This is a genomic window from Corallococcus terminator, assembly GCF_049194865.1.
GTDB classification, from domain to species: domain Bacteria; phylum Myxococcota; class Myxococcia; order Myxococcales; family Myxococcaceae; genus Myxococcus; species Myxococcus terminator_A.
On the sequence record NZ_JBLZWL010000059.1, the window covers coordinates 37,771 to 53,203 of the forward strand.

General features: G+C 69.6%; 13 protein-coding genes, 1 tRNA gene and 2 pseudogenes. 8 read left to right on the forward strand and 8 right to left on the reverse strand.

Translation table 11 applies throughout. The features are described from left to right. Nucleotides 1–34 precede the first annotated feature (34 nt). On the reverse strand, nucleotides 35–1,324 hold the full coding sequence (gene cglB, locus ACN469_RS19525) for an adventurous gliding motility lipoprotein CglB (protein ID WP_498770082.1): 1,290 nt from the start codon (nucleotides 1,322–1,324) through the stop codon (nucleotides 35–37). 253 nt (nucleotides 1,325–1,577) lie between these two features. Then, the gene (locus ACN469_RS19530) at nucleotides 1,578–1,970 is read right to left on the reverse strand and encodes a DsrE family protein (protein WP_498770084.1); all 393 of its coding nucleotides are present in this window, start codon (nucleotides 1,968–1,970) and stop codon (nucleotides 1,578–1,580) included. 241 nt (nucleotides 1,971–2,211) lie between these two features. On the opposite strand from ACN469_RS19530, the gene ACN469_RS19535 reads away from it, so the two are divergent. The 4 genes and pseudogenes from ACN469_RS19535 (at nucleotide 2,212) to hrpB (ending at nucleotide 7,633) form a co-directional block, all read left to right on the forward strand. After that, a complete protein-coding gene (locus ACN469_RS19535) occupies nucleotides 2,212–2,718 on the forward strand; it encodes a HEAT repeat domain-containing protein (RefSeq protein ID WP_498770086.1) in 507 nt (168 codons plus the stop codon). A gap of 49 nt (nucleotides 2,719–2,767) precedes the next feature. Beyond that, nucleotides 2,768–3,472, forward strand: a complete 705-nt coding sequence (locus ACN469_RS19540) for an HAD family hydrolase (protein WP_498770088.1) — start codon at nucleotides 2,768–2,770, stop codon at nucleotides 3,470–3,472. Between the two features lie 72 nt (nucleotides 3,473–3,544). Continuing rightward, complete coding sequence (locus ACN469_RS19545; protein WP_498770090.1) at nucleotides 3,545–5,032, forward strand: hypothetical protein; 1,488 nt, start codon at nucleotides 3,545–3,547, stop codon at nucleotides 5,030–5,032. Nucleotides 5,033–5,067: 35 nt separating this feature from the next. After that, nucleotides 5,068–7,633: pseudogene (gene hrpB, locus ACN469_RS19550) on the forward strand (ATP-dependent helicase HrpB). Here the strand turns inward: hrpB and ACN469_RS19555 are convergent. Beyond that, complete coding sequence (locus ACN469_RS19555) at nucleotides 7,634–8,110, reverse strand: GNAT family N-acetyltransferase (RefSeq protein ID WP_498770091.1); 477 nt, start codon at nucleotides 8,108–8,110, stop codon at nucleotides 7,634–7,636. Nucleotides 8,111–8,188: 78 nt separating this feature from the next. Here ACN469_RS19555 and ACN469_RS19560 point away from each other — a divergent pair, with 78 nt between their 5' ends. From ACN469_RS19560 to ACN469_RS19570, 3 genes are all read left to right on the forward strand, one after another. Then, nucleotides 8,189–9,373 (forward strand): MFS transporter, encoded by a 1,185-nt coding sequence (locus ACN469_RS19560; protein WP_498770093.1) that lies wholly within the window; start codon nucleotides 8,189–8,191, stop codon nucleotides 9,371–9,373. 15 nt (nucleotides 9,374–9,388) lie between these two features. After that, nucleotides 9,389–10,441, forward strand: a complete 1,053-nt coding sequence (locus ACN469_RS19565) for a hypothetical protein (protein WP_498770095.1) — start codon at nucleotides 9,389–9,391, stop codon at nucleotides 10,439–10,441. Nucleotides 10,442–10,573: 132 nt separating this feature from the next. Further along, complete coding sequence (locus ACN469_RS19570) at nucleotides 10,574–11,377, forward strand: hypothetical protein (RefSeq protein ID WP_498770096.1); 804 nt, start codon at nucleotides 10,574–10,576, stop codon at nucleotides 11,375–11,377. 86 nt (nucleotides 11,378–11,463) lie between these two features. Here the strand turns inward: ACN469_RS19570 and fdxA are convergent, their stop codons facing one another. The 4 genes from fdxA to ACN469_RS19590 all read right to left on the reverse strand — a co-directional run bounded on the left by fdxA (nucleotide 11,464) and on the right by ACN469_RS19590 (nucleotide 14,672). Next, nucleotides 11,464–11,799, reverse strand: a complete 336-nt coding sequence (gene fdxA, locus ACN469_RS19575; RefSeq protein WP_498770098.1) for a ferredoxin FdxA — start codon at nucleotides 11,797–11,799, stop codon at nucleotides 11,464–11,466. Between the two features lie 108 nt (nucleotides 11,800–11,907). Then, a complete protein-coding gene (gene asd, locus ACN469_RS19580) occupies nucleotides 11,908–12,996 on the reverse strand; it encodes an aspartate-semialdehyde dehydrogenase (RefSeq protein WP_498770100.1) in 1,089 nt (362 codons plus the stop codon). Nucleotides 12,997–13,068: 72 nt separating this feature from the next. Beyond that, entirely contained in the window at nucleotides 13,069–13,419 is a 351-nt protein-coding gene (locus ACN469_RS19585; protein WP_498770102.1) for a rhodanese-like domain-containing protein, read from the reverse strand. Nucleotides 13,420–13,520: 101 nt separating this feature from the next. Then, nucleotides 13,521–14,672, reverse strand: coding sequence for an acyl-CoA dehydrogenase family protein (locus tag ACN469_RS19590; protein WP_498770104.1), 1,152 nt, complete (start codon nucleotides 14,670–14,672; stop codon nucleotides 13,521–13,523). 150 nt (nucleotides 14,673–14,822) lie between these two features. Between ACN469_RS19590 and ACN469_RS19595 the strand changes: the two genes are divergently transcribed. Further along, nucleotides 14,823–14,894, forward strand: a tRNA-Cys gene (locus tag ACN469_RS19595). Nucleotides 14,895–15,015: 121 nt separating this feature from the next. Here the strand turns inward: ACN469_RS19595 and ACN469_RS19600 are convergent. Further along, nucleotides 15,016–15,433, reverse strand: a pseudogene (locus tag ACN469_RS19600) (right-handed parallel beta-helix repeat-containing protein); the annotation flags it as partial.

Genomic DNA, 15,433 nt, shown 5'->3' on the forward strand with positions numbered 1-15,433 from the left:
ACCCGCCCGGGTAAAGCCGCCCCCGTCCGCCTGCCTAGCGCTGACGGATGGCGCGAATCTCGATGTTGATGGGCGCTTCCGGCCGGGAATTCTTGATGCGCTCGCACGCCGCGCCGTTGAAGAGCACGCCGTCGTCCGTCAGCGACCAGGTCCCGTCACCCGCCAGGGTGCGCTCGCCCTCGATGTAGACGACGACCAGCTTCGGGTCCGAGGGCCGCTGCGGACCCTTCAGCGGAATCAGGCAAGGCTCCGCGTTGATGACTTCCTTGCTGATGCGCTCCAGCGCCTCGGACAGCTCCGTCTGGTTGCCCGCCTGGTAGAAGGCCCGGCCGCACAGGCCCGTCGCCGCGATGCACGTGTCGTTGGCGCCACAGGCCGTCGCGTCATCCGCGCAGGAGCGGGCGAAACCACCCGCCGCCGCCATGGACTGGAGCACCACCGGGCCGTCACCCGACGCCGTCTCGGCGCCGAAGCCGATGACGATGGTCGTGATGCCCTGGTCCTTCAGCGCCTGCACGGCCTTCACGGAGGCGTTGGTGTCGAGGCAGCCACGACGCTCGGAGGTCGAACCACTCGTGCCGCAGGAATTGTTGCCAGCAATGGTGCACTTGCAGAGCGCGGGCTGCTCAGCGCCAGAGTACTCATTTTCCGCGTTGCAATTGGGAAGACCGTCCGTCAGGAGGATGACGAAGTTCTTGCGGTCCTTGACCTGCAAGCCAGCCATCTTTCCGACGAAGTTCAGACTTCCACTCGTCGGTGTGCCACCGAAGGGCCTGCCGGTGCCGCTGTTGGGGATGCCCTGGATGAGGTCGTTGATGGAGTTGGCGTGCGCCAGCAGCGAGGCGTCGTCCTCGACGAGCGGCAAGTCCTTGCGGACCGAGGTCGCGGTGGGACTGGCGCAGGACTCGACGCTCGAGGAGTTCTCCGTGGCTTCGGGGTAGGTCGTGAGCGCGAAGCGGACATAGGGACCGCTGTTCGCGAGGAACTGGGGCACGGCGGCCTGAAGCTCCGACCACCGCGTAGGGCACGTCGCCGTGGGGCACGGGTTGGTGTTGCTACACAGAATCAGCGGGCCGGTGCCGCGATCCGGGACCATGCAGGACGGCCGCGTCGTATCCACCGGAAGCGTCATCGAGCCGGAGACGTCCACCAACATCATGATGTTGGGCTTGCTCGACAGGGCGGTGATGGTCTCCTCGACCGTCGTCTGCGCGATGGCGAGCGGCTCCACCGGCTCGAAGTCGTAGGACTGACAACCCGCGGCGACGACACCCGAGAGGGCGCCGAAGACGAGAGCGCTCAGGAGGGGCAACTTGGCGCGCATAGGTGATGAATTCCTTCTGCTTCTCATGGGGGGACGCGGAGCTCCGCGCGGCCGGGCTCTTCAGGGGACGGCTTGGGGGAAGAGTAACGCGTGACTCCCCTCGGAGGCTACAGCCTCAAAAGGCAGGGCGCATCCGGTTCAACTCATACTGCGAGGTTACAGCAGGAGCCGATGGTTCCCGCTCGGCAGGCACACACCTGGTGTGGCGTGGACGACATTGGCGCCTGCCCGGCTCCTCTTCGCCGTGGATCAACTAGAGCGTCAGCGTGCGCGCCCCTTGCGTCAGTCGCCACAGCGAGGCGAGGCCCATCACCTCGTCCAGGGGCCCCTGGAGTGACTCGGGCTCGAGACCACACAGGCGCACCGTCGTGTCGCAGGCGATCAGCTTCGCGCCCAGCGCCCTCGCCTCTTCCATCATCTTTCGCGGAGGAGGTACGCCCAGCGCCTCTCCACGCGCGTGCTCCTCGCGCTCCCGCTCGCTCTCGGGCTGACCGAAAGTTCCATCCACCCAGGAGCGGAGCGCGTCGAAGGCGAAGACGAAGTAGACCTCGTCACCCATCGCCACGGCGGTGATGCCCATGGAGCTCGCCTGGAACGCCGGCTCGTACGTGGCGTGCTGCAGAAAGAAGAAGACGCGTCCAGCCATCAACGCGGCACCATAACGGGGTTCGAGTCCGAGCGGGCAACCGGCGTATAACCCAGGACGTTCCCCTGCTCGAGGCGCCCCCATGCCAACACCGACCTCGCCGCCACCTCGCCACACCCTCGCTCCCCTGCCTTCGCGCGGACGACACTGGTGGCACCTCCTGCTCGGAGCAGGAGTGCTCGCGAGCTCCGGGGGCACCGCCCTCGCGTACTCACACGCCTCGGGAGAGCCACCTCCGTCCATGTCCACCGCGCCCGCCCCCACTCCTGTTCCGTCGGGCGATTTGCGGGAGCAGGTGCTGACGTTGCTAGACCCCTCCCAGGGGCCACTTCGAGAGGAGCCGTGGCGTCGGCTCGGGCCCCAGGCCGTGACAGTCCTTCGCTCGCTCGTGGTGGACCCGTCGGTTCCCTCGTCTCGACGCGCGCGGGCCATGGCATCGCTCGCACTCATCGACCCGCCCCAGGGCGCGCCCTCCATTCAAGAAGTCCTGGAGGATCCCCGCGCTCCCGCTGACGTTCGCGCCAGCGCGGCCGGGGCCCTGGCGCACTGCCTGGGAACCGAGGCCATCCGCCCACTCGCGGCCCGACTGGTGGACCGTGAAGATCCGGTTCGGGAGGCCGTGGCCCTGGCGCTCGGGCGGCTGGGCGGACAGCAGGCCCGTCAGGCACTCGAGGAACGCCTTCCCCTGGAGGAGCGCCCCCTCGTGCGCGAAGCACTCCAGCGAGGACTCAGCCTCGCGGAGCCCTGAGCGCCCTCGCGGTGACTCGGGGCTCGCGTCGGCCCAGGCCTTCCGTTAGATGGGGGCCATGCGCCCCACGGTCCTCCTGTTCGATATCGATGGCACCCTCGTCACCACCGGCGGCGCGGGACGCCGGGCCATGGACCGCGCCTTCGAGCAGCTTCATGGTCGCCGCGATGCCTGCGACTCGTTCCACATGTCCGGCATGACGGACCGAGGCATCGTCCGCACCGCCCTGCGCATCATCGGCGTCGAGGACACCGAGGCCGCCATCGATGCCGGCATCGCCGCCTACCTCACCCACCTCGCGGACGAAATCCAGAAGGTCGAAGGCGCCCGCTACCTCGTGTTCCCCGGCATGCGCGAGGCCGTGCACGCGGCGCGCGGTCGCCCCGGCTTCGCCGTGGGCCTGGGCACCGGCAACGTCCGCGATGGCGCGCGCCTGAAGCTGGAGCGCGTGGGCATCCATGACCAGTTCGCCTTCGGCGGCTTCGGCTGCGACCATGAGGACCGCGTGGAGCTGATCCGCCGAGGCGCCGAGGCAGGCGCGGCGACGCTCGGTGTCCCTCGCGAGCAGTGCCGGGTGGTCATCATCGGGGATACCCCCAAGGACGTCGACGCGGCGCTCGGCATCGGCGCCGAGTGCATCGGCGTGGGCACGGGGACCTTCACCGCCGAGGCCCTCCTGCAGGCCGGCGCCCATGCCGCCTTCCCGGACTTCTCGCACCGCGAAGCCCTTCCGACGCTGCTCGGCGGAACCTGACCCCTTCCGCACGCGCTCGGAGCCGAGCCCGGGCTGTGGTATCTCCCGCCGCCTTTCCGAGGAGGCCTTCGCATGTCATCGACGCTCGAGTCCTATGAGCTCATCCGCTTCGCCGAGGCTTTCGAGGGTCGGATCGCGACCGCGGGAGAGATGCTCGCCGGCCGCCCTGGCCTGGAGGCCGAGAAGAGCTGGCTGACCACCGCCCTGGAACTGGTGCGCACCACTCGCGCTCCCGCGTCCGGAGTGGTCGACCGTGTCAAGGACCTGCCCGAGCTGGACGAGGCCCGCGAGGAATACTCCTTCCACCAACAGGGTCTCTGGGTCGATGCATTGGAGAAGCTGCACGCCGGCATCACCTTCACCGCCAGCAGCCGCGCTCCCGTCATCGAGGCGCTCTTCCCCCACCTCAAGTTCGCCCAGCTCCGACGCGCGCCTCGGGAGGTCATCTTCGAGTACGCCACATCCTACGAGCGGCGCACCCGCAGCTCCTACGTCTCGCGCATCTTCGCTCGCGAGGACTTCGCGCTCGTCCGCCCGGTGGTGGACCAGGTCGCCGCCGCGCATGCCGAGTGGCGCGCCAGTCATGAGCCCGCGCCACTCTCCCTCGAACAGGAGGCCATGCTCCGCGAGGAGCTGGTGAACCTGGGGCGCAAGCTCGAAGTGGCGCTGCGCCAGGCGCGCCTGCTCTCCGAGGCCGCGCTCGTTCCCGTTCCCAGTGTCCATGAAGCCGCGGCACTCGGACTCAAGCCCAAGCGTCGCGCGGGTCGCGGACTGGCTCCCTCCGACGACGGACTGGGCGCGTTCGACCTCGAGCCCTCGGACTCCATGGAGCCCACCGAGGCCGAGCTGGCGGAGGTCGCCGCCCTCGACTCGTCTTCCGACGGCGAGGTGCCTCTCTCTCCGTCGCACGCGTCGACCGAGGGTGCGGTTGTCGCTGCGGACGCTGTCGACACTCACGTCGAGCAAGACACGGGCCCGGCGGCGACCGGGCCTCACGAGAGCAGCGCGGACACCGCTGTCTCCGAGGCGTTGGCAACGAGCGAGCCGGAGCGTGGAAACGCGGCGGAGGAGACACGGGCAGTGGCTCCTCGTGGACGCAAGCGTGAGTCCGAGGAGGCTCCGTCCTCCGGCGATGGCACCACTGACTCGGCGGAGACCTCACGCCCTGGCTCGGGTCGTGGACGAAAGCGCGCCTCGGAGGCGGGCTCGACGTCGGGCGAAGCGTCCGGCGATTCAGAAGGAGCTCGCGGACGACGCGCTCGCGACCCTGGCTCGCCTCCAACCGCCAGTGATACCGCCAACGCGTCGGAGGGCTCGCACGCACAGTCGGCTCGCGGACGCGCTCGCGAGCCTGGCTCGCCTCCAACCGCCAGCGATACCGCCAACGCGTCGGAGGGCTCACGCGCCCCGTCGGCTCGCGGACGCGCTCGCGATTCGAGCGCTTCCCTTGCATCGGACGACTCGGCCGCTCCGGAACCCTCGCGTGCCCAGGCTCCCGCCGTGCGCAAGAAGAAGGGCGTGACGTCAACGCCTGGCGCCGCGGGAACCGAGACCCCCTGAGCGAGCTTCGGCTCGCGCGTTAGAGGAACCCGGACATGGCGGACGCTTCCCTTCCCATCGACCCGCTCCTTCCGGACATCGTCACCACCTTGCGCGGTGCTCGCTCACTCGTGCTCGAGGCGCCTCCCGGTGCGGGCAAGACGACCCGCGTGCCCCGCGCACTGCTGGAAGCAGGGCTCGGTGGAGGCAAGGAGATCGTCGTCCTCCAACCGCGACGCCTCCCCACCCGACTCGCCGCTCAGCGCGTCTCCGAGGAGATCGGCGAGCGCGTGGGCGACACCGTCGGCTACCAGGTCCGCTTCGAGGACGTGCGCAGCGCCAAGACACGCCTGTCCTTCGTCACCGAGGGCGTGCTCGGACGCCGACTCCTGTCCGACCCCACCCTTCGCGACGTGGGCATCGTCGTGCTCGACGAGTTCCACGAGCGACACCTGTCCGCGGACATCTCCCTCGCGCTGCTTCGCCGCCTGCAAGAGACTCGTCGCCCCGACCTCAAGCTCGTCGTCATGTCCGCGACCCTGGAGGCCGAACCCGTTCGCGCCTACCTTGGAGGTTGTCTCTCCCTGCGCTCGCAGGGACGTCGCTTCGACGTCAGCGTGGAGTATCTCCCCGCTCCGGACGACCGGCACCTGGACCTGCAGGTCCTCTCCGCCATCAAGCGCCTGTTCACCAACGGAGTGGATGGCGACGTGCTCGTCTTCCTCCCTGGCGCCGGGGAGATTCGCCGCACGCGCGACGCCTGCGCGGAGTTCGCCGAGCGCCACGCCACCGACGTCCTCCCGCTCCACGGAGACCTCTCCCCCGCGGAACAGGACCGCGCCGTGCGCAAGAGTTCGCGCCGGAAGATCATCCTCTCCACCAACGTGGCGGAGACGTCCGTCACCATCGACGGCGTCTCCGTGGTCATCGACACGGGCCTGGCACGCGTCGCCAGCCACTCGCCCTGGTCCGGACTGCCCACCCTCAAGCTGTCCAAGGTGAGCCGCGCCTCCGCCATCCAGCGCGCCGGCCGCGCCGGCCGCACCCGCGCCGGTCACTGCATCCGCCTCTACACCCAGCACGACTTCGACGGTCGCCCCGAGCAGGAAGCCCCCGAAATCCGCCGCATGGACCTGGCGGAGACCGTGCTCTCCCTGCGCGCCTCCGGCGTCGTCGACCTCGGTGCCTTCCCATTCTTCGAGCCCCCCTCCCGCAGCCTCGCTCGACGCGGCGGAGACGCTGCTTCGTCGACTCGGCGCCGTCGACTCGAAGGGCATCGTCACCGACGTGGGACAACGGCTGCTGCGCTTCCCCGTCCACCCCCGCCAGGCCCGCGTCATCGTCGAAGGCGAGCGCCGGGGCGTCGGCGCCGAGGCCGCCACGCTCGCGGCCCTCATGGGCGAGCGGGACATCCGCCGTGAGGCTCGCGCCAACCTGGGCGGAGGTGGCCGCGCCGCCGCGGTCGTCAGCGGTCCCTCGGATCTGCTCGAGCTGCTGGAGCGCTTCCGCGAGGCCGAGCGCGCGGGCTTCGCGTCCGGGCGCCTGCACTCGCTCTCCCTCGAACAGGGCGCGGTGCAGTCCGTGGACCGCGTGCAGAAGCAGCTCCGTCGCGCCGTGCGTGGCCAGGGCGACAAGCCCCACCGCGCGGAGGACATCGAGCAGGCCCTCATGCTCAGCGTCCTCGCCGGCTACCCGGACCGCGTCGCGCGCAGGCGTCGGCCTCGCGCTCCCGAGCTGCTCCTCTTCGGCGGCGGCACCGCGTCCCTCTCCGAGCTGAGCGTCGTACAGGACGCCGACCTCATGGTGGCAGTGGACGCGGAAGAGCGTCCAGGCAAGGGCGCCGTGGTGCGACTGGCCAGCGCCGTGGAACCCGAGTGGCTCCTGGACCTCTACCCGGACGCCCTCGAAGAGGTGGACACCCTCCAGTGGAACGCCGAGGCCCGCCGCGTGGAGCGCCTCACGCGCCTCTCCTACGGCAACCTCATGCTCGAGGAGACCCGCGCCCCCGCCCCCGCGTCCGAAGCAACGGCACGGGTGCTCGTCGATGCGGCGCTCGCCGCGGGCCCCGGTCGCTTCGCCGACCCCGAAGCCCTGCAGCAGTGGCGCACGCGCGTGGCCCTGCTCGCCCAGGCCTTCCCCGAGGCGAAGTTCCCCACCGTGGATGACACCTTCCTGCGCGACGCGCTCGCATCCCTGTGCTCGGACGCGCGCAGCTTCAAGGACCTGGAAGGTGTGTCCCTCATCGACGCGCTCTACGCGCGGCTCAACTCCGAGCAACAACGGCTGCTCGCCACCCACGCTCCCGAGCGCGTCACGCTGCCTGGTGGCCGCGGCGTCAAGGTGAACTACGAGCCGGGCAAGCCGCCCTGGGTGGAGTCACGCCTGCAAGACTTCTTCGGGCTGGCCCAGGGGCCCAGCGTGTGCGCCGGCCGCGTGCCGCTCGTGCTCCACCTGCTCGCGCCCAACATGCGCGCCGTGCAGGTGACGACCGACCTGGCGGGTTTCTGGGAGCGGCACTACCCGGCGCTCCGAAAGGAGCTGGGGCGCAAGTACCCGCGCCACTCCTGGCCGGAGGACCCGAGGCACGCGCAGCCGCCCGCGCCCCGTCCTCCGCGCCGCTGACTAGAAGCGCTTGCGCATCTCGAGGTGGTCGATGCCACCCTCGAGGAACACGGTGCCCATCTCGGCGTAGCCGTGCTTCTTGTAGAACTCGAGCGCGTAGAGCTGCGCGTGCAGCATGATGCCCTTGACGCCGCGTCGCCGGGCTTCCTCCTCCAGCGACGTCAGCAGCAGCGAGCCCACGCGCGCCTTGCGGTGCGCCTGGAGCACCGCCATGCGCCCTATCTGGCCCCACGGGCCCTGCTCTCCCGAGGGAGACTGAGGCAGCATCACCAGCCGCCCCGTGCCGATGGCGTGGCCACCCTGGTTGGCGATGATGTGGTAGGCGTGCGCGTCCTCGGCATCCCGCTCGATGCCCTCGGGGACGTGCTGCTCCTCGATGAACACCACCTCGCGGATGGCGAGCGCCTGAAAGAGCTCCGCCTCACTCAAAATCTGAGTGATGGTGACGGGCGCGGAAGTATCCGTGGGACTGGCCATGTCGAGGGCAAGGTACACAAAAGGACGCGAGGCCAACAGGCGGAAAAGCACCCGGACATGTCAAGGTCCCAACCGTTCATGAGCCCCCGCCCTTTCGCCAGCCGTCTGCCACTGGCGGGCTTCTACTTCCTCTACTTCGCCACGGTAGGCATCGTCCTCCCGTTCCTGCCCGCCTGGTTCAAGTCGCTCTCCCTCTCGGCGACGCAGGTGGGGCTCCTGCTGTGCCTCAGCCCGTGCGTCTCGCTGGTCGTCCCCCCGCTGTGGGGGCACCTCGCCGACCGCACCGGCCGTACGTCCCGCGTCCTCACCGTGCTGGCGCTCGGCGCGGCGCTCGCTTTCGGGCTGGTGGCCAGTGCCCGCACCTTCGAGACGCTCGTGCCCGCCATGGCGCTCTACGCGTGCTTCGCGTCCGCCTTCACGCCGCTCATGGACACCCTCACCCTCCACCACGTCGCGCGCACCGGCGACAGCTTCTCGCACCTGCGCCTCTTCGGCTCGCTGGGCTTCATCGCCTCGTCCGTCCTCTTCGGGCTGCTCGCCACGGACGTGGACCGGACGGTCGTCCTGGTTCCACTCGTGCTGCTCGCCGCGCTGGTGCCCTGGAGCCTCACCCTTCGCGACACCGCGGCCGCGAGCCGGGGACTGAGCCCCTTCGCGGGACTCCAGCTCCTGCGTCACCGCGACTTGCGCTGGCTGCTCGCCGCCACCTGCCTGCACTGGATGGCGTGCGCGCCGTTCCATGGGACGTTCTCCATCCACGTCATGGCCCTGGGGCTTTCCCCCGCCGTCGTGGGCACGGTGGCGGGCCTGGGCGTCCTCGCGGAGGTGGGGGTGATGGCGCTCTACCCTCGCGTGGCGGGTGGGTTCGCGCCGCGCAACGTCCTGGCTGTCGCCTTCGCCATGAGCGCGCTGCGCTGGGGCGGCATGGCCCTGGTGTCATCTCCCACGGGAATGCTGCTGCTCGCGCCCCTGCACGGCCTGACGTTCGGCGCCTTCTACGTGGGCAGCGTGGCCTTCCTCTCGCGACGTGTGCCCCCGGAGCTGCGTGCGTCCGGACAGGCCTTGTTCGCCGCGTTCACCTTCGGACTGGGAGGACTCGTCGGCTACCTGTCCGCGGGCATCGGCTACGACTGGCTCGGGGGACACCGGCTCTTCGCCGTGGCCGGGGTGCTGGAGCTGGGGGCCGCCGCCCTCGTCCTGCGGGCCGCCATCGCCCCCTCGGAGCCAGCGCCAAGGCCCCTCTCCGCGGGGGCCTCGGGGTGATAGGCTGGGGGCCTCATGCGTATTGCCCGACTGCTCGCACTTGCCCTGAGCCTGCTCGCCGGCCCCGCCATCGCGCAGCCGGAGTTCTTCTTCGGCACCGGTGAAGCCCCCATCTTCCGCGAGGAGGCCGTGGACAAGCGCTTCACCCGCACGCGCCTGTACCAGGCCCTCAACCAGGGCACCGCGGATGCGAACTGCGCACAGGTGGTGGGCGCGTTCCTGACGATGCTGGGCGAGGTGGGCACCCAGTTCCACAAGCGCGACGAGAACTTCATGCTGGACCCCGCGCTGGTGCAGGCGCTGGGCACCCAGCTGGTCACGGACCGATTCCCGGGCAACAGCTACTTCGTGGCCATGGTGCGCCGCGTCCTCATCAACAAGCAGCTGCCTGGCGACTGGCTCCAGACCGCCGAGTCGCTCGTCCCCTTCTATCCCGCCATCGACATGGCGCGGATGCGCTTCCTCGCCGACGGCGTGAAGCCCGTGGACAGCTTCCTGCTCACCCTGCCGGTGCTGCGCGAGCGCTACGCGGAGGAGGTCTCCCGCGTGAACTCGGTGGCCATGTCCACCGCCGAGGCGCTGTTCCGCGACAACTACCTGGACCACGAGCTGGCCTTCAGCGGGATGGAGCTGGTGGACGTCAAGCTGGAGAAGCCCAAGAAGAAGAAGCTCAAGAAGGGCGAGGAGCCCGAGCCGGAGCGCATGGTGGCTCGACTCCTCTGGGTGGAGCCCGAGCCGCCCCCGACGGCGACCTACGAGTTCCAGTTCGGCAAGCCGCGCAAGCGCGAGCGCGTGGAGATCACCGCCATCCTCCAGGACAAGCAGTACGTCGACCTCAACAAGCTGCTCAAGGGCAACCGTGTGCTCGTGCGCGGGCGCTTCTGGGAATACAAGAAGGGCTTGTCCTCGGTCGAGATCCGCGACGCGCTCCTCTTCCAGGAGCGGGACTGGGCGCGCGTCGGCACCCTCGTCGAGCCGATGGCCCTGGTCTCGTGCCCCCTGGCCGTCAATGACCTGTCCGGCATCGCCCCCGTCCAGCCCGGGGCCTTCGGAAGCAAGGGGCGCTGAGCCGTCCCTCGCCGGAGCCTCGCCTCCGCGCGCCGGGATGGTGACGTCCTCCTTCGACACGCCGCACCCCGGTGTCGAAGCCCTGGCATGACGACTGCTTCGTCCCTCGCGTCCAAGCCTGCGAGGGATGACATGAAGGTCGACGCCGAGACCCGAACCGAGAGCAGCACTCCGACGCAGCAACGCCCCGACGGAGAGCGGTTCCAGCGAGCACTCCAGGAAGCCGCGCCGAAGAGGCCCGCGCTATCCACGCCCAGACCCGCCGCACTGGGCTCCCGGCCCGCGCGGCCTCCCCTGCTGCCCACCACACCCCATGCGGCGGGCCTCGGCGCCGCGCGGGCAGCCTCCCTCGTCCTCGCGACCTCCCGGGGCGCACTGTCCACTCCCGAGCGCCTCACGGTGACGCGACAGGCGATGCACGCCGAGTCCTTCCGACTGGGGAGCGTACGAGGTGAAGCCCAGAGCGTGAGCCAGGAGCGCACCGAGCACCGCCTCACGGACCTCCTCTCGCGTGAGCTTGCTCGGGAGCCACGCGCCTCCGTCCCTCCTCCGAGCAGTTCCTTCAGCACCGAGTCCCCCACCACACCGCGGGAAGCACACCGGACCGTGCCTGCTCCGGAGGGAATCGGCACGGAGGGAAGGAGCGCGGCAACAGGGGGGGCGGCGCCGAGCGAGCCAGCGCCGACGTCCCGCGTCGACTCCGCGCTGGAGCTCATCGAGCGCATCGAGGTCTTCGTGAAGTCGCAGCGTCCGGCGCTGAGCCTCAGCGTGCGGGGGACACTCGACGCGACGGTGGAGGTGGAGCGAACGGGCCCTCGCGAGGTGATGCTCCGCATCCAGGGACACCACGGGCCGGTGCCCACCGAGGAGGTTGCTCGACTGAGAGACGCACTGGAGGCGCGCGGGCTGAAGCTCCGCTCGCTGCGCGCTGGATGAGCGGGCCCGGAACGGCGAAGGCCCTCGCGCCAGCAACGGGCGGGAGGGCCTCCACGAGACTCACGGGCGCGACAAGCGCCAGCGGGCTACTTGCCGGGCGCGTTATCCAGCAGGGCGCGCTTGTCCTTCTTCTCCTTGTACTCCTCGGCATCAGCCAGCGACGCCTTCTTCTCCGCGATGTTCGGCCACTTGGTGGCGAAGTCCGCGTTCAGCGCCTTGTACTCCGACCACTCCTTGGGGAGCTCGGTCTCCGGGAAGATGGCCTTGGTGGGGCACACTGGCTCGCAGGCGCCACAGTCGATGCACTCGTCGGGGTGGATGACCAGGAAGTTCGCACCCTCGTAAAAACAATTGACCGGGCAGACCTCGACACAGTCAGTGTACTTGCACTTGATGCAAGGGTCCGCGACGACGTAGGCCATGAAAGCTCTCCTCTAAAATTCTTCAGCGCGTCCGTGGGCGCGCAGACTAATGGTTCGTTCCAGGGATGGCACCCTGAATTTGTGACACCTGTCCGACGCGTGTCGCTGTCAGCCGAGCAACCCCTGGGCCCGCAGCTGTTCGGCCACGAGGATGGACCCGCGAGCGGCCCCCATCTTGGTGTTGTGGGAGACGAGCACGTACTTGAAGCCGTTCTCCAGCACACCATCCTCGCGCACGCGGCCGACCGTGGTGGCCATGCCCCCGTGGGTCTCCCGGTCCAGCCTCGGCTGAGGACGGAAGGGGTCGTCCATCACCTCAATCCAGCGGACGGGCGAGGACGGCAGGTCCCGGGCCACCTCGGCGCCGCGCCACTCGCGCATCGCCTGGGTGACTTCGGCCACCGTGGCCTTGGTGCCGAGCGAGACGAAGACGGACTCGGTATGCCCCTCCATCACCGCCACGCGGGTGCAGGTGCAGGAAACCCGGAGGTCGTGGGGAGTGAGGGCCGCGCCACCCGCGTTCAGGGCACCGAGGATCTTCTTCGTCTCCACCTCGACCTTGTGCTCCTCCTTCGGGATGTAGGGGATGACGTTGTCGATGATGTCCATGCCGATGACCCCCGGAGAGCGTCCGGCGCCGGACATGGCCTGGAGGCTGGTCATCAGCACGGCCTTCACCCCGAAGCGCTCGACGAGCGGGGCCAGCGTGACGGCGAGGCCCGTCGTCGTGCAGTTGGGGCTGGGGACGATGAAGCCCTTCCAGCCCCGCTTGCGCTGCTGCTCGCGCACGAGCGGCGCGTGCGCGGCGTTGACGGGGGGGATGAGCAGGGGGACGTCGTCGTCGTAGCGGAAGGCGCTGGCGGCGGAGAAGACGGGGATGTCCTTCGCCAGCCGGGGCTCCAGCTCACGCGCCACGTCCGCCTCCACGGCGGAGAAGACGAGGTCGTAGTCCTTGGCCTGGAGCGCGTCGCCGCTGACCACCTGCATGCGGGCCGTCTCGGGCGACAGCGGCTCCGAGACGAACCACGCTGTCATGCCGTTGGCCGTGCGCAGGGCGTCCCCGTAGGATTTGCCCGCCGAGCGAGGCGACGCGGCCAGGCCGGTCAGCTCGATGAACGGGTGATTCCTGAGGGCCGCGATGAATTGCTGACCCGCGAGTCCGGTGGCGCCAACAAGGGCGGCACGAAGCTTGGCCATGGGGACGGTTCTCCGAGGGAGGAAGTCCGCCGCTCCATACACCCTTTGACGACGCACCGCATCCACCGAACCTCAGCGGGGCATCGCCACCTGGGCACGGACACGGCGCTCGGTGGGGTAGCCCCCCCGAATCCACGCCGAGAGCCCTCCGTCGAGGCACACCGCCTCCCGCCCGTGCATGCGCAGCAGGCGGCAGACGCGGTGGACATCGGACCCGTCGTGGGTGCCACCGCACAGGACGATGAGCTCGTCGTCGGGGAGCATGCGGTGATCCCTGGCCACCTCCGTGGGGGTCATCTTCAGGGCGCCAGGGATGTGCAGGTCATGGTGCTCCCATTCGGTCGGGGCGCGGCAGTCGATGACGAGGATCTCGTCATCTCCCAGGCGCAGGTACAGCTCGGTACACAGGATGCTGGACTCCACGAGGGACCTCCGCGGGGGCTCTCGGGGCTCAACCCTGGACCTCGCGGACCTCTTCCATCCCGCCTGGTCGCCTGCCCCTCCCCTCCTCGCGGACCTCGGGCCTACAGCCCGAGCTGCTTGGCGATGATCTCGTTCATCACCTCGCTGGCCCCGCCACCGATGGGGCCCAGGCGGGCATCGCGCCAATGACGCTGGATGTCGTACTCCATCATGTAGCCGGCGCCCCCGTGGAGCTGGAGGCACTCGTCGGCGACGCGGCACGCCGTCTCGGTGGACACCTTCTTCGCCATGGAGGTCTGCGCCACGGCCCACTCCCCCGCCGAGTGCAGGCGCAGGGCGTGGTAGGTGAGCTGACGGGCACACTCCCGGGCGGTGAACAGGTCCGCCAGCTTGTGGCGCACCACCTGGAGCTGGCTGAGCGCCTGGCCAAAGGCGCGGCGCGACTTCACGTGCTCGACGACGCGCTCCAGCATGTCCTCCATGGCGCCCACGGCGCCCAGCGCGAGCGACAGGCGCTCCCACTGGAAGTTGCCCATGATCTGCGAGAAGCCCTGGTTCTCCACCCCCAGCAGGTTCTCCACGGGGATGCGGCAGTCCTCCAGGAACAGCTCGGCGGTGTCCGAGGCCCGCCACCCCAGCTTCTTCAGCTTGCGGCTCACCGTGAAGCCTGGCGTGTCCTTCTCCACCACCAGCATGGACAGGCCCTTGTGCCCGGCGGAGGTGTCCGTCTTCACCGCCATGACGACGAAGTCCGCGCGCACGCCGTTGGTGATGTACGTCTTGGAGCCGTTGACGATGTAGTGGTCGCCATCCCGCCGCGCCGTGGTGCGAAGACCCGCCACGTCCGAGCCGGCGTCCGGCTCCGTGATTCCCAGCGCGCCAATCTTCTCGCCCCGAATCGCCGGGGCCAGCCAGCGGCGCTTCTGCTCGTCCGTGCCGAACAGGTGGAGCGGGCCGGTGGCGATGGTGAACTGCGCTCCCAGGCCCGCGGACACGCCGCCCGAGCCACACCGCCCCAGCTCCTCCAGCAGCACCGCCTCGTAGAGGCAACCGGCGTCCGTGCCCCCGTACTCCACGGGGTACTTCAGCCCCAGGAAGCCCAGCTCGCCGAAGCGCGCGAAGAGCTCCCGGGGGAACTCCTCCGCCTCCTCCCAACCCGCGACGTAGGGGAGGATCTCCTTCTCCACCACCGCCCTGACGGTGCGGCGAAAGGCCTCGTGCTCTTCCTCGTACACCCCATGTCCATGCAGCATCTGGAAACCCCTCGGCCCGTTCGAACGCGCGAAGCCCACCCACGGGCGTCGCTCATGACGCGAATCGTACCGGCCGGAGCCGCCCTCCGCTTCCGTTGAATCCTTGACCGGGCACGGGCGGGCTGCGTATAAACCCGGCCCCAAGCCGTTGGCGCCATAGCCAAGTGGTAAGGCAAAGGTCTGCAAAACCTTCATTCCCCGGTTCGAATCCGGGTGGCGCCTCACAAAGAAAAGGCCCGATGCGGAAGTCTCTCCGCATCGGGCCTTTTCTTTTTCCCCGCGAGCCAGGGGAGCCGCCAGACGGGCGTACGCCCGGCGCTCCTCCTGGCGAGGGTTCAGCGGGTCAGCAGCCCAGTTCCACCGCGCCGATGTCGGGAGCACCGCCGCAGAACGGCAGGCCCACGTCGATGCCCTTGTCCACGGCCAGCGCGCCCGGGCCGAAGCCCTCGCCCAGGTCCGCGGAGCCGCTGGCGGACGACGCGTCCCCCGACGTGCTCTTGAACTGATCCACGCTCACCACCGCGCCGTTGCTCTTGAACTGACCGCTGGCGGCGAAGAGGTTGTTGCCCAGCTTGATGCCCGGCGCCTGGCCGCCCATGTCCACGGCGATGGCGCCATCCAGGATGTTGTTGCGCACCACCGGAGACTGGGTGGGGCCGCCCGTGCCGTGGCCGATGACGAGGCCGGTGGACACGTTGGTGACGGTGTTGTTCACCACCACGGTGCCCTTGGAGTTCTCCAGACGGATGCCCGTCCCCTCC